Origin of the sequence: Mesorhizobium sp. BR1-1-16 (genome assembly GCF_020165495.1) — a bacterium.
GTDB lineage: Bacteria > Pseudomonadota > Alphaproteobacteria > Rhizobiales > Kaistiaceae > Kaistia.
The window spans coordinates 295,197-308,614 of sequence record NZ_JAIUIE010000002.1 but is presented as its reverse complement, the minus strand read 5'-3'; the positions used below and the strand labels follow the sequence as shown (position 1 = coordinate 308,614).

Genomic DNA, 13,418 nt, shown 5'->3' with positions numbered 1-13,418 from the left:
GATTATGGGATGTCGGAACCTCAATGCATCGTGCCGGCGGGAGACCGCTGCGGCGAGGGCGTCGTCTGGCACGCAGCCGAGCGCGCCGTCTACTGGACGGACATCAACCGCTTCCTGATCCACCGGCTCGACACCGAAAGCGGCTCGGTCCGCAGCTGGTTCTTCGACGAGCCGGTGACGGCGATCGGAATCACCGACCGCGCTGGCACGTTCCTCATCGCCCTCGGCTCCCGGCTCATTCTCTGGCAGCCGGCGAAGGATGCCCGCGCCGATTTCGCCCGGCCCGAGGCCAATACGCCGGCCGCGCGGCTGAATGACGGCCGTCCCGACCCGTTCGGCGATCTCATAATCGGCTCGATGTTCAACAATGTCGCGCCGGACGGCTCCGCGGTCGACATCTCAGGCCCGCCGCTCGGCGCACTTTACCGTGTCCGGTCCGATGGGTCGATCGAGACGATCAAGCGCGACATCGGCATCACCAACACCATGGCCTGGGATCTGGAGCGCGGCCGCTTTTATACGGCCGACACGCTCAAGAACGAGATCTGGGCGTTCGACTATGATGCGGCGACCGGCGCCCTCTCCAGCGAGCGCGACCATTTCACCGGCTTCGATCGCGGCTCGCCGGACGGATCGCAGATCGACGCCGAGGGCCATCTGTGGAATGCGCGCTATGGCGGCGGCTGCGTCGTGCGCATCTCGCCGGAAGGCACGGTATCCGGCGTGCTCGACATGCCGGTCGGCAATGTCACCAACTGCACCTTTGGCGGCGACGACCTCAAGACCCTTTATGTGACGACGGCCCAGGGCGGTTCCGGCCCCCTGGAGCGGCTCGCGGGCGGGCTGTTCGCCTATCGGTCGCCGGTGCCCGGCCTTGCCGAGACGATCTTCCGCTTCGACCGCTGAAGGCTGATTGCGCGGCCCGGCGGCGCGGTGCATCGTGCCCGCCGCCGGGCCGACCCGGCCTCAGGAGGACCCCCCATGTCGCGAGCCGTCGTTCCTTTCCAGCGGATGCTTGCAGCCGTGATTGCCGTGCCGCTGCTGGCGAGCATGGCGTCAGCCGCGCCAACCAGCGCGCAGCAATCGGCGATCAAATCATCCTGTCAAAGCGATTACCGCGCCAATTGCGCGAGCGTGCCGCCTGGCGGATCAGCCGCGCTGCAATGCCTGCAACAGAACATCGCCAAGCTCTCGGCCGCCTGTCAGCAGGCGGTGAACGCCGCCTCGGGTGCGGCACCGGCAGCGGCCAATCCGGCGCCGGCTGGAACGGCGCCAGCCGCAGCGCCGGCGCCCGCGCCCAAGGCTGCCGCACCGAAGCCGCCGGTTGCTGCGGCACCGCCGCCGCCACCGCCGATGCAGATGTCGCCGCGCCAGGAGGCGATGCTCGTTCGCCAATATTGCCGGGCCGACTTTGCCCGCTATTGCAGCACGGTCCGCCTCGGTGGCGGCAATGGAGCGGCCTGCCTCCGGGCCAATGCGGCGCGCCTGTCGCGCGGCTGCAAGCAGGCGCTCGCGGCCGCCATGCGATAGCGCCGGGATGGCGATCATCGACATCGACCATGTGCAGATCGCCATGCCGCGCGGCGCTGAGGACGTCGCGCGGCAGTTCTATGGCGGCGTGCTGGGACTGATCGAGATCGCCAAGCCCACCAATCTGGCAGGGCGCGGCGGGGTCTGGTTCATGGCCGGCCCCCGCCAATTGCATATCGGCGTCGAGGAGGAATTCCGGCCAGCGCGCAAGGCGCATCCCGCTTTTCGCGTCGATGATCTCGAGGGCTTGCGCGCCCGCTGCATCGCGGCCGGTCTTTCACCGGTCGATGATGAACTCCTCCCCGGCTTCCGCCGCTTCTACCTTTCGGATCCCTTTGGCAATCGGTTGGAATTCCTGATGGCGGCGGATTGACCTTGCTTTTGTCCATATCTGGACTATATGATCCGGACATGGACAGGAGATGGTCATGATCCTCTCGCCGACCCCCGCTGCCGCCGCGCCTGCTGGCGAATCCTGGAGGCATTTTTCCGCAGCTGATCGCAAGCGTCTCGGCGGGCCCGGTTTGCGCAGCTTCGTCGCCATCGCCGATCTCTGGGGGCTCACCGAGGCCGAGCGCATGCGCATGCTCGGCCTGCCCGGCCGTTCGACCTATTTCGGCTGGCTCGCCAAGGTGCGCACCGATGCGCCGCTGATCCTGCCGCTCGATACGCTGCTCAGGATCTCGGCCGTGCTCGGCATCCACAAGGCGCTGCGCATTCTCTTCGCGGCTGACGCTGATGCGCTGTTCTGGCTGCGCGCGCCGAACAGTGGGCCGCTGTTCGGGGGCCAGCCGCCTCTGGCACTCGCCGCCAACGGCACGCAAGACGGGCTGATGCTGCTGCGCCGCCATCTCGACGCCTGGCGCGGCGGGCTGTTCTCGGCCCCCCTGCCCGCGCTCGACGATGTCGCGGCGCCGATCGACGACAGCGACATCGTCTGGGCCTGATGATGCAGCGCTTCCCCGCCGTCCCCATCCCGGGCCCGACGCAGCGCCTGATCCCGTCGCGCTTTCCGCCGATCGGTGCCTTCGACGACGTCGCCTCGCCGGCCGAGCTCGAGGCCGTGATGGAACTCGAAGGCTGGACCAATGACCGCCTCGTCGCCGAGCGTCTGGCGCGGCTGCCGAAAAGCGAGTGGGTCTACGGCCGGCCGAATGCCAGCGTCGTCATGGCGTCATTCCTGCACACGCCGCCGACCGGCCTCCGCTTTTCCTCTGGGGCACTCGGGGCCTGGTATGGGGCGATGCGCGTCGAGACTGCGATCGCCGAGGTTTCACACCACCTGCGACGCGAGATGATGCGCAGCGGCATGGAGCGGCATGTCGCAACCTACCGCGTCTATGGCGCGCAGTTCGAGGGCCTCTATCGCGATATCCGCGAGCATGTCGCGGACGAGCCCGGCCTCTATGCGACATCGGACTACAGCGCCTCGCAGGCGTTCGGCGAGCGCGTTCGAGCGGGCGGCGAGGACGGCATTCTCTATGCCAGCGTTCGTCACCGCGGCGGCGAGAATATCTGCGCCTATCGCCCGTCGAAAATCCTCGACGTCACGCAATCCGGCCATATCGAGCTGACGCTCCGCCTCGAAGGCAAGATCGTAGCTCGCCGGCTGGCTTAGGGCGGATCGACATTCGGCCGAGCGCACCGCCGACAGTCGCTGACCCGCTTCTGTCATTGCCGGGGCCTGACCCGGCAATGACAGAGAAGGACCCGTGGCGCGACGCGAAGCCTGGATGTCGATCCAAGCCCTTGTCTCTTCGCGCTTCCTTCACACTTCGATCGGAAACGCTCTAGCCGCGCGGGAAGGCGACGCCGTTTTCGTCGAAGACGTGAAGGTGTCGCTTCTCGGTGGTGAGCGAGACCTTCTGGCCCTTGGCGACGACGGCTTCGTTCTCGATCTTGGCGACGATCGGCTCGCTGGTGCCGACATCGACATAGATGAGCGTCACTTCGCCGAGCTGCTCGACGATGTCGATCGTGCCCTGGAAGATCGCGTCGGGACCCTCGGTCAGCACGAGATCCTCGGGACGGACGCCGAAGGTGCCGCGCTTGCCGGCGGCCGATGACGGGATGACAGCGGCGACGGCGATCTTGTTGCAGCCATCCGGCTGGACCGCCGCGTCCGGGCTGCCCGACACGATCGTGCAGGGAATGGTGTTCATCGACGGGGAGCCGAGGAAGCGGGCGACGAACAGATTGTCCGGCCGGTGATAGAGCTCCATCGGCGCGCCGACCTGCTCGACGCGGCCGGCATTCAGCACCACGATGCGATCGGCGAGCGTCATCGCCTCGACCTGGTCATGCGTGACATAGATCATCGTCACGCCGGCCATGCGCTCATGCAGCTTGTTGATCTCGATGCGCGTCTGCACGCGGAGCGCCGCGTCGAGATTGGACAGCGGCTCGTCGAAGAGAAACACCTTGGGGTCGCGCACAATGGCGCGGCCGATGGCGACGCGCTGGCGTTGGCCACCCGAGAGCTGCTTCGGCAGGCGATCGAGATAGGGCGTGATCTGCAGGATCTCGGCCGCCTCGCGCACGCGCTTGTCGATCTCAGAGGCCTCGTGACCCTTCGCCAGCTTCATGCCGAAAGCCATGTTGTCGTAGACGGTCATATGCGGATAGAGCGCATAGGACTGGAACACCATGGCGATGCCCCGCTTCGAGGGCGCCAGCTGGTTGACCACCTGGCCGTCGATCTGCAGCGTGCCGCCGGTGATGTCCTCGAGGCCGGCGATCAGGCGCAGCAAGGTCGACTTGCCGCAGCCCGACGGGCCGACAAAGACGATGAACTCGCCCGACTTGATGTCGAGGTCGATCCCATGCAGCACCTTGACGGTGCCGTAGCTCTTCTTGATGCCGCGCAGCAGCAGTCCAGCCATGTTCGTTCCCCTTCAGAGCCCGTCAGACAATCCTGGCGAAGAACGCGTCGCGTCCGTTCAGGCTGATGGTCCGTTCCTGTTGATGCAGCGTCGCGGTGAACCCGTGGCCATCGAGCGGCGCAACCTCGATGCCAGGCGGCAGATCGGCGGTGACCGCCGTCGTTCCGATATTGAACACAGCCAGCACGGACTCGTCGCCCGTTGTGCGGATGAAGCCGAGCACATCGTCCGGCGTATCGATAAAGGCGATGCTGCCGCGAATGAGTGCCGGATGCGCCTTGCGGAACGCGATCATGCGCCGATAGAGCGCCAGCACGGACTGATGGTCGACATCCTCGCGGTTGGCGGCGCGGGCGATATGCTCCTGCGGCACCGGCAGCCAGGGCTTGCCGGTCGAGAAGCCGCCATAAGTAGCGTTCGATTCCCACACCATCGGCGTGCGGCAGCCGTCGCGGCCCTTGAACTCGGGCCAAAAGCGGATGCCGTAGGGATCCTGCAGATCCTCGAAGGCGATATCGGCCTCGGTCAGCCCGAGTTCCTCGCCCTGATAGAGGCAGACCGAGCCGCGCAGCGACAGAAGGATCGCCGCCGCGATCTTGGCGACGCCGTCATAGTCGCCGTCCGTGGTCCAGCGGCTGACATGGCGGACGATATCGTGGTTCGAGAAGGCCCAGCACGGCCAGCCATCGCCGACGATCGCCTCGAACGCCGTCACGCGCTTGACGAAGTGTTCCTTCGTGAAGATCGGCGAGAGGAAGTCGAAGGTGTAGCACATGTGCAGCTTGTCGCCGCCGGACGTATAGGCAGCCATGGTCCTCAGCGAGCGGGGGCCATCGCCGATCTCGCCGACCGTTGTCTGGCCCGGATAGCGATCGAGCAGCGCCCGCAGCCGCTTCAGGAATTCGAGATTTTCCGGCTGGCTCTTGTCGTGGATATGATCCTGCCAGTTATAGGGATTGACCGCCGGCGCCTCGGGCGAATTGCGATCCTCCGGCAGCGATGGCGGATTGTCCTGCAGCGCTTCGGAGTGAACATAGAAGTTCACCGTATCGAGGCGGAAGCCATCGACGCCGCGCTTCAGCCAGAACTCGACGGTATCCAGCAGCGCGTCCTGCACCGCCATGGTGTGGAAGTTGAGGTCGGGCTGCGATGTCAGGAAATTGTGCAGGTAATACTGGCAGCGGGTCGTATCCCACTCCCAGCCCGAGCCGCCGAAGATGGACAGCCAGTTGTTGGGCGGCGTTCCGTCGGGCTTGGCGTCGGCCCAGACATACCAGTCGGCCTTCGCGTTATCCTTGGAGGAGCGGCTCTCCTTGAACCAGGGATGCTGGTCCGAGGAGTGCGACAGCACCTGGTCGATCAGCACGCGGATGCCGCGGGCATGCGCTTCCGCGATCAGATGGTCGAAATCCTCGATGGTGCCGAACAGACCGTCGACGGCGCAATAATCCGAGACGTCGTAGCCGAAATCCTTCATCGGGGACTTGAAGAACGGCGCGATCCAGATGGCGTCCGCGCCGAGCGCGGCGATATGGCCGAGCCGCTCGGCGATGCCTTTGAGATCGCCGACGCCGTCGCCATTCGTGTCCTGGAACGAGCGCGGATAGACCTGATAGATGACGGCGCCGCGCCACCAATCGGGATCGCTCGAGAGGATCGAGCCGGGAACCTGCTGCGCAGTCTGGCTCATCATCAACCCTTCACGCCGCCGGCCGTCAGGCCCGAGATGATCTTGCGCTGGAAGATCAGCACGAGGACGACGAGCGGTACGGTGACGATGACCGACGCAGCCATGATGTTACCCCAGGGGATTTCGTACTGAGTAGCGCCCGACAGAAGGGCGATCGCGACCGGAACGGTGCGGGTGTTGTTGGACGATGTGAAGGTCAGCGCGAACAGGAATTCGTTCCAGGCCGCGATGAAGGCGAGGAGGCCCGTCGTCACCAAGGCGGGCCACATCAGCGGCAGGAAGACCTTGGTGATGATGACCCAAGGGCTGGCGCCATCGACGATCGCGGCTTCCTCGATCTCGATCGGCAGGTCGCGCATGAAGGTCGTCAGGATCCACACGGTGAAGGGCAGCGTGAAGATCATGTAGGAGAAGATCAGCGCGAACGGCGTGTTGAAGATGCCGAAGAAGCGCACCAGTTCGAACAGGCCCGACAGCACGGCGATCTGCGGGAACATCGAGACCGCGAGGATCGTGAACAGCAGCAGCGAGCGGCCGGCGAACCGGACGCGTGACAGGGCGAAGGACGCGGTCACGGCAAGGACCAGCGAGATCGCCACCACCACCGAGGCGATCAGCAGCGAATTGGCGAGGTTGCGCGGGAAACTCCCCGTCGTCAGCACCTGCGTATAATTGGCGAGCGAGAAGGTTCTCGGCCAGTAGTTGATCTCGAACAGTGCCGTGCCGGATTTGAACGACGTGATGATCGCGTAATAGAACGGGAAGATCGAGATGAAGACAATGCCGATCACCAGCAGGTAGAAGGCGACGCGCTTGATCACATGCCAGAGCATCAGCGGCCTCCCTCGAAATTGACCTTGCCGACGATGATATAGACAACCGTGATGACCGTCAGGATCAGAAACAGCATCGTCGATGCCGCCGAGCCATACGCGAACTTGTCGAAATCGAACAGGTTCTCGCGGGCGAAGACCGACATCGTCTTGGTCTGGGCGTTGTTCGCGGTCAGCACATAGATGAGATCGAAGATGCGCAGCGCGTCGAGCATGCGGAAGATGATCGCGACCATCAGCGCCGGGCGCACCAGCGGCAGCGTGACCCTGAAGAACACCTTCACCGGATGCACGCCGTCGATCTTCGCCGCCTCGTAGATGTCACCGGGGATCATCTGCAGGCCCGCCAGGATCAGCAGCGCCATGAACGGCGTCGTCTTCCAGATGTCGACCATCAGCACGGCGAGCATCGCGGTGTCGGGATTGGCCGTCCAGGCGATCTTCTGCGAGATCAGCCCGAGATTCAGCAGAATGTCGTTGATGATGCCGAACTGGTCGTTGAGCATCCAGGCCCACATCTTGGCCGAAACGATCGTCGGAATGGCCCAGGGCACAAGGATCGCGGCGCGCACGATGCCGCGGCCACGGAATTCCGCATTGAGGACGAGCGCGACCATCATGCCGATGATCGTCTCGGAAATCACCGAGACGACAGAGAAGCGGACGGTGTTCCAGACCGACTTCCACCACAGCGGATCGACGAGCAGGCCGTCATAGATGACGCGGCCGCTCTTCAGCGTCGTGATCGAGAGATAGTTCTCGAAGCCGATCCACTGCGCCGCGTTGATATTGGTCAGCGAAGCATTGGTGAACGAGAAATAGATGCTTCGCAGCAATGGCCAGCCGGCCACGATGGCCAGCACCACCAGCATCGGGGTCAGGAACAGCCAGGCCGAACGAATGCGCTGGCGGAAGAGATCGGAGCCGGCGCTCTGTTCGGCGTCGTCGACGGTTTCGGCTATGGCCATGCTGATCGTCCCCCAAGGCCTGATCGGCCCGCAACTGGCGGGTTCACGCGCCTGTTTTCCGGCAACGGTAGCGCCAGAGGCGGTGAATTCAACGAAAATCGCCCCCCGCGATCACGCGGGGGGCGAGGTATCGGGGCTTACCAGTTGGCGCCCTTGAGCTTGGTCAGCTGGGCTTCGAGCAGTTCGAGATTGTCGGCTGCGCTGCCATTGCCGGCGATCGTGTTGTGCACGGCGGTCCAGAAGTCCGAGGAAACCTCGTTATACTTGACCTTGGTCGGCGCGGACGGGCGCGGAACGGCGTTCAGGAACACTTCCTTCCAGCGCGGGATGATCGGAACGGCCTTGGCGATGTCGGCGTCGTCGTAGAGATCGACGATCGTCGGCAGGTTGGAGGCCTCGATCGCCTGCTTCTTCTGCATTTCCTTCGAAGTCAGGAACTTGACGAGGTCGATCGCCTCTTTCTGGTTCTTCGAATATTTCGACACAGCAAGGTTCCAGCCGCCGAGCGTTGCCGCCGAGCCACCACCCTCATCGGAACCGGCCGGCAGCGGAGCGACGTCGAACTTGTCCTTCACGGCCGAGTCGGCGCCATTGCCGAGCGAATAGGCATAGGGCCAGTTGCGCATGAACACGGCATTGCCGGTCTGCCAGACGCCACGCGACTCTTCTTCCTGATAGGCGAGCACGCCGGGCGGCGAGATGGTGTTGACCCAGCCCTTGACCTCGTCGAGCGCTGCAGCCGCCTTCGGATTGTTGATCGAGATGGTGCCGTCGGCCTCGACGATCTGGCCGCCGCCGTGCGACTTGACCCATTCGAGCGCGTTGCAGGTCAGGCCTTCATAGGCGTTGCCCTGCCAGACGAAGCCCCAGAGGTCCTTCGAGCCGGCTTCGCGCTCCTTATCCTGGATCTCCTTCGCCGTGGCGGCGAGCTCGGCCCAGGTCTTCGGCACCGACTTGCCGTATTTCTCGAGCAGGTCCTTGCGGTAATAAAGCGCCGGCGCATCGGTGAAGAGCGGCATCGCAACGAGCTTGCCGTTCACGGTCTGCGATTCGACGATCGACGGGAAATGCTGGCCGATGACATCCTTGGTGGCGTCAGTCAGATCGACGAGCTGTTCGGCGAGCTGCGGCGCCCAGATGACGTCGGTCTGGTAGACGTCGATGTCGGAATTGCCGGCGGCGAGCCAGAGCTTGTACTGGCCGAACTGGTCGGTCGTCGACGACGGCATCGGGACGATCGTGACCTTGTTGCCCGACTGCTTTTCGTAGATGTCGAGCTTTTCACGCAGCACGGCGAGACCGTTGCCGGTATCGCCCGAGACGATCGACAGGTTCGCGGCGTCGGCGGCGCTGGCGATGGCCATCGCAGCCGCGAAGCCGAGGAGCGCGGATCGCATGTTCATGTTCAAACCTCCCTGAGAAACAAACGAATCTCATGGGCGAGCAAGTGCCGGGAGCTGTCCACCTCCGGACGCGCCCTCGCTCTTCCCCCTCCCAAAAAACGCCCTTTGATCACCTGCTCCCGGCAGGAACCCAAAGCGCTTTGAACCGAGTTTCAGCAGGTGGCGCGAGAACTGTCAAGCTCCAGCAATTGCAAAACCGAAAGCGGCGCAGCATGCTTTGCGGCCCAATTCATACGACAAATCGGCTCATTTCCTTGAAATAACTCGAAAATTGCCGCAAGGATGATGGCGGTTCGTGCCTCCTGAACCCACCGCCGACATGTGGATCGGGCCGAAGCGGCTTGCAACAGGATTTGAAAGCGCTTTGAATAGGTTCAAGTGGGAGGAAAGGGCTCGATGAAGCTCAAGGATCTCGCCCAGCATCTCGGTCTGTCGCAGACGACCGTGAGCCGGGCGCTCAATGGCTATCCCGAAGTCAATGAAGAGACGCGACGGCGTGTGCTCGACGCTGCCCGCCGGCATGGCTATCAGCCGAATGCCAATGCGCGGCGGCTCGCCACCGGCCGAGCCAGCGCCATCGGCATCGTACTGCCGACCGACCGCAACATGCTGCTCGATCCGCATTACATGGAGTTTCAGGCCGGTCTCGGCGAAACGCTGCTGCGCGACGAGATCGACATCGTCCTCTCTCCCTCGCGCGGCGGCGATGAAACGGCGAATTACCAGCGCATGGCCGTCGGCTCGCGCGTCGACGGGGTGATCCTGTCGAGCCCGCTCATTGCGGACGAACGCGTCCGTCTGCTGACCGAACTCGGCCTGCCGTTCATCCTGCATGGCCGGACGGAATCGGACATTCCGCATGCCTGGATCGATATCGACAACGAGGGTGCCTTCCGCCACGCCACCAAGCATCTGCTCGATCTCGGCCATCGGCGCATCGGACTGATCAACGGCGAGTCGCGTTTCACATTCGCGCGCGACCGCGAGATCGGCTTCCGCTCGGCGCTAGCGGCGCGCGGGATCACGCCCGAGGAGGATTTCATCGCCGGCGGCGTGATGAGCGATGAGGTCGGCTACCGGATTGCCGAACGCTTCCTGGCCGAACGGCCGCGGCCGACGGCGCTGCTCGTCTCGTCCATGATGATGTCGCTCGGCGCCTTTCGTGCCATCCGCGCTGCCGGACTGGAGCTCGGCCGCGACGTCTCGATGATCGCGCATGACGACGTATTCCCGTTCCTGAACCCCGACGTAATGGTTCCGACCATGTCGACGACACGCTCCTCGATCCGCGCGGCGGGCAAGCGCGTCGGCGAATTGCTGATGGAAATCGTCGGCGGCCGCGCGCCCGAGACGATCCATGAACTCTGGCCGGTGGAGCTCGTCATCAGGGCCTCGACAGGGCCAGCGCCTGCCGATTGAAGGGCATGCTTGACAGGGGCGGGCGAGTGTCGAACAACGCTTCGACCCTTCGGATCCGCTCCGCGAGTGCTGCCTTGAACGCTATCTCTTCCTCTGACGGTCACCCCGCCATCGATGATGCCGACGCTGCCCTGATCGCGGTCGACTGGGGCACGTCCCGCTGCCGCGCGATGCTGCTCGACGCAGACGGCGGGCTGATCGCCGAGGCGGAGAGCGCCGACGGCATCGGGCCGCTCGGCGGACAGGGCCATGAGGATGCGTTCGAGCGGCTGACGAGCGGCTGGCCGCGCGTTCCCGTGCTGATGGCCGGCATGGTCGGCAGCCGCCAGGGCTGGCGCGAAGCAGCCTATGTTCCGGTTCCGGCGACGAGCGAGGCGCTTGCGGCCGGGCTCCATCGCTTCGAGGGCAGCGATCATCGCGCGCTCGCGATCGTCCCCGGCCTCGTGCTGCGCTCTGCCGTGCGCGACGGCGACGTGATCCGCGGCGAGGAGACCCAGCTCGTCGGGCTGATGGAAGAGGAGCCGGATTTCGCCGGCATCGCCATCCTGCCGGGCACCCATTCGAAATGGGCGGCGGTCGGTGGCGGTACGATCCGCGATTTCCAGACCTTCATGACGGGCGAGATGTTCGAGCTTTTGGCGCGGAAGTCGTTCCTGCGCCACTCCGTTGCCGAGCACGCCGACGACATCGCCTCATCGGAGCATTTCGCGCTCGCCGTCCGGCGCAGTGTCCTCGAGGGCCTGCCCTTTCTCGGCGCGATCTTCTCGGTGCGCGTCAGGCAGCTCCTGGATGGCGTCTCGGGCGACGACAACCTTGCCTACCTCTCCGGCCTCGTCATCGGCGGTGAAATCGCCGCCGCGCGCGACGCGCGCCTGCTCGACGCCGATCAGCCGATCCGGATCATCGGCTCACGCTCGCTGGCGCGCGCCTATTCGGCGGCCTTCGCGGTTGCCGGCCATCACGCCGAGGCGCGTGACGGCTCGGCGCTCGTCCGGCGCGGCCTCGTGCGCATCGCGCGCGCCAACGGACTTCTTTGAAGGAACCCTGCCGATGACCCATCCACTGTTTGGAAGCCACCGCCCGCTGGTCGCCATTCTGCGGGGCATCGCGCCGGGGGAAGCCGCGGCCGTGTTCGACGTGCTCGTGGAAGCCGGGATCACGCTGATCGAGGTGCCGCTGAACTCGCCGGAGCCGTTCGTCTCCATCGAGACGATGGCGAAGCGTGCCGCTGGCCGCGCCAAGGTCGGCGCCGGAACGGTGCTCTCGGTCGCCCATGTCGATTCTGTCAAGGACAGCGGCGGCATGCTGATCGTCTCGCCGAATGCCAACCCCGCCGTGATCCGCCGCACCAAGGAACTCGGGCTCGAATCCTATCCCGGCGTCTTCACGCCGACCGAGGCCTTTGCGGCCATCGATGCCGGCGCGGACGCGCTGAAGTTCTTCCCGGCCGAATTGATCGGGACGAGCGGCATTCGCGCGATGAAGGCGGTATTGCCGAAGGATCTGCCCGTGCTGGCCGTCGGCGGCGCGAATGCGTCGAATTTCGGCGAATACCTCAAGGCCGGCTGCGCCGGCTTCGGCATCGGCTCGTTCCTCTACAAGCCCGGCGCCAGCATCGCCGATGTGGCTGCCCGCGCCGCCGAGCTCGTGGCTGCCTTCGACGCTGCAGCATAAGACGGCGAAACAGTATTGCTTCGCAGCATCAAACGAACGTGAACAAGGGGCTCTGCTTCCTTCTTACAAACGTCATCGAGTGCCGTAATGTTTGGGACGCACGTAGAGCCCGAACGCCCGAGGAGGTTCGTGATGAACGACTCCAATTCCTGCTATGGCAAGGAAACTTCGCTGAACGAACTTCTGCATGAGCCGATCATCGCCATGCTGATGTCGAGCGATGGCGTACGATCGGATGATATTCGCGCCCTCTTTCGCGATGTCGCGGCCAAGGACAGCAAACGGCCGACACCGCGGCGGCGCCAGCCCTTCGAGAACTGCCTCACACCGTGAGATGGGCTCGGACAGCTTCGCTGCCCATTTCGGACTGAGGGCCTGACGCCACCACTTCGCCGCGATCCATCACGGCGAAGGTGTCGGCGAGTTCATGCGCGAAATCGAAATATTGCTCGACCAGCAGGATCGCCATGGTGCCCTGCCCGCGCAGCCATTCGATGGCGCGACCGATATCCTTGATGATCGAAGGCTGAATGCCCTCGGTCGGCTCATCGAGCACGAGCAGCCGCGGCCGCGTCACCAAGGCGCGGCCGATGGCAAGCTGTTGTTGCTGGCCGCCGGAGAGATCGCCGCCGCGGCGGCCGAGCATGTCCTTCAGGACCGGGAACAGCTCGAAGATATAATCGGGAATATAGCGCTCCTTGCGCGCCAGCGGCGCGAAGCCGGTCTCGAGATTTTCCTTCACTGTCAGGAGCGGGAAGATCTCGCGACCCTGCGGAACATAGGCGATGCCGGCGCGGGTGCGGTCATACGCAGCCATGCGGCCGAGCACCTTGCCTTCCCAGACGATCTCGCCGCCTGAAATCGGCCTCTGGCCGACGATGGCACGCAGAAGGCTCGACTTGCCGACGCCGTTGCGTCCCATCAGGCATGTAACCTTGCCGACCTCGGCGGTCAGAGAAACGCCGCGCAGCGCCTGTGCGGCCCCGTAATAGAGGTCGACATTCTTCGCTTCGAGCATG

The 13,418-nt window shown here is 64.6% G+C and carries 15 protein-coding genes; 9 read left to right on the top strand and 6 right to left on the bottom strand.

Annotated features, from left to right (window positions below; translation table 11 throughout):
- The first annotated feature begins 9 nt into the window (after positions 1-9).
- The 5 genes from LB518_RS07290 (at position 10) to LB518_RS07270 (ending at position 3,148) form a co-directional block, all read left to right on the top strand.
- Positions 10-906 (top strand): SMP-30/gluconolactonase/LRE family protein, encoded by an 897-nt coding sequence (locus LB518_RS07290; RefSeq protein ID WP_224575043.1) that lies wholly within the window; start codon positions 10-12, stop codon positions 904-906.
- A gap of 75 nt (positions 907-981) precedes the next feature.
- Positions 982-1,530 (top strand): hypothetical protein, encoded by a 549-nt coding sequence (locus LB518_RS07285; protein ID WP_224575041.1) that lies wholly within the window; start codon positions 982-984, stop codon positions 1,528-1,530.
- A 7-nt stretch (positions 1,531-1,537) separates the two neighbouring features.
- A complete protein-coding gene (locus tag LB518_RS07280) occupies positions 1,538-1,903 on the top strand; it encodes a VOC family protein (protein WP_224575039.1) in 366 nt (121 codons plus the stop codon).
- A 55-nt stretch (positions 1,904-1,958) separates the two neighbouring features.
- Positions 1,959-2,477 carry an MbcA/ParS/Xre antitoxin family protein gene (locus tag LB518_RS07275; protein WP_224575025.1) on the top strand — a complete coding sequence of 173 codons (519 nt, stop codon included), beginning with the start codon at positions 1,959-1,961 and terminating at the stop codon, positions 2,475-2,477.
- A 2-nt stretch (positions 2,478-2,479) separates the two neighbouring features.
- Positions 2,480-3,148, top strand: a complete 669-nt coding sequence (locus LB518_RS07270; protein ID WP_224575023.1) for an RES family NAD+ phosphorylase — start codon at positions 2,480-2,482, stop codon at positions 3,146-3,148.
- Positions 3,149-3,320: 172 nt separating this feature from the next.
- Here the strand turns inward: LB518_RS07270 and LB518_RS07265 are convergent, their stop codons facing one another.
- The 5 genes from LB518_RS07265 to LB518_RS07245 all read right to left on the bottom strand — a co-directional run bounded on the left by LB518_RS07265 (position 3,321) and on the right by LB518_RS07245 (position 9,306).
- Positions 3,321-4,412 (bottom strand): ABC transporter ATP-binding protein, encoded by a 1,092-nt coding sequence (locus tag LB518_RS07265; RefSeq protein WP_224575021.1) that lies wholly within the window; start codon positions 4,410-4,412, stop codon positions 3,321-3,323.
- 22 nt (positions 4,413-4,434) lie between these two features.
- The gene (gene bglA, locus LB518_RS07260; protein ID WP_224575019.1) at positions 4,435-6,102 is read right to left on the bottom strand and encodes a beta-galactosidase BglA; all 1,668 of its coding nucleotides are present in this window, start codon (positions 6,100-6,102) and stop codon (positions 4,435-4,437) included.
- Positions 6,103-6,104: 2 nt separating this feature from the next.
- Positions 6,105-6,935: a carbohydrate ABC transporter permease gene (locus LB518_RS07255; RefSeq protein ID WP_224575017.1), complete on the bottom strand. Its 831-nt coding sequence runs from the start codon at positions 6,933-6,935 to the stop codon at positions 6,105-6,107.
- The gene (locus LB518_RS07250) at positions 6,935-7,903 is read right to left on the bottom strand and encodes a carbohydrate ABC transporter permease (protein ID WP_224575015.1); all 969 of its coding nucleotides are present in this window, start codon (positions 7,901-7,903) and stop codon (positions 6,935-6,937) included. The genes LB518_RS07255 and LB518_RS07250 overlap by 1 nt, the downstream gene beginning before the upstream one ends.
- A gap of 137 nt (positions 7,904-8,040) precedes the next feature.
- Positions 8,041-9,306, bottom strand: coding sequence for an ABC transporter substrate-binding protein (locus LB518_RS07245; protein WP_224575013.1), 1,266 nt, complete (start codon positions 9,304-9,306; stop codon positions 8,041-8,043).
- A 396-nt stretch (positions 9,307-9,702) separates the two neighbouring features.
- Here LB518_RS07245 and LB518_RS07240 point away from each other — a divergent pair, with 396 nt between their 5' ends.
- The 4 genes from LB518_RS07240 (at position 9,703) to LB518_RS07225 (ending at position 12,732) form a co-directional block, all read left to right on the top strand.
- A complete protein-coding gene (locus LB518_RS07240) occupies positions 9,703-10,725 on the top strand; it encodes a LacI family DNA-binding transcriptional regulator (RefSeq protein WP_224575001.1) in 1,023 nt (340 codons plus the stop codon).
- 74 nt (positions 10,726-10,799) lie between these two features.
- Positions 10,800-11,762: a 2-dehydro-3-deoxygalactonokinase gene (locus tag LB518_RS07235; protein WP_224574993.1), complete on the top strand. Its 963-nt coding sequence runs from the start codon at positions 10,800-10,802 to the stop codon at positions 11,760-11,762.
- Positions 11,763-11,775: 13 nt separating this feature from the next.
- Positions 11,776-12,399 (top strand): 2-dehydro-3-deoxy-6-phosphogalactonate aldolase, encoded by a 624-nt coding sequence (locus LB518_RS07230; RefSeq protein ID WP_224574991.1) that lies wholly within the window; start codon positions 11,776-11,778, stop codon positions 12,397-12,399.
- A 132-nt stretch (positions 12,400-12,531) separates the two neighbouring features.
- Positions 12,532-12,732 carry a hypothetical protein gene (locus tag LB518_RS07225; protein ID WP_224574989.1) on the top strand — a complete coding sequence of 67 codons (201 nt, stop codon included), beginning with the start codon at positions 12,532-12,534 and terminating at the stop codon, positions 12,730-12,732.
- Here LB518_RS07225 and urtE read toward each other — a convergent pair.
- Positions 12,722-13,417, bottom strand: coding sequence for an urea ABC transporter ATP-binding subunit UrtE (urtE, locus tag LB518_RS07220; RefSeq protein ID WP_224575748.1), 696 nt, complete (start codon positions 13,415-13,417; stop codon positions 12,722-12,724). The two genes, LB518_RS07225 and urtE, sit on opposite strands and share 11 nt — an antisense overlap.
- Position 13,418 lies beyond the last annotated feature (1 nt).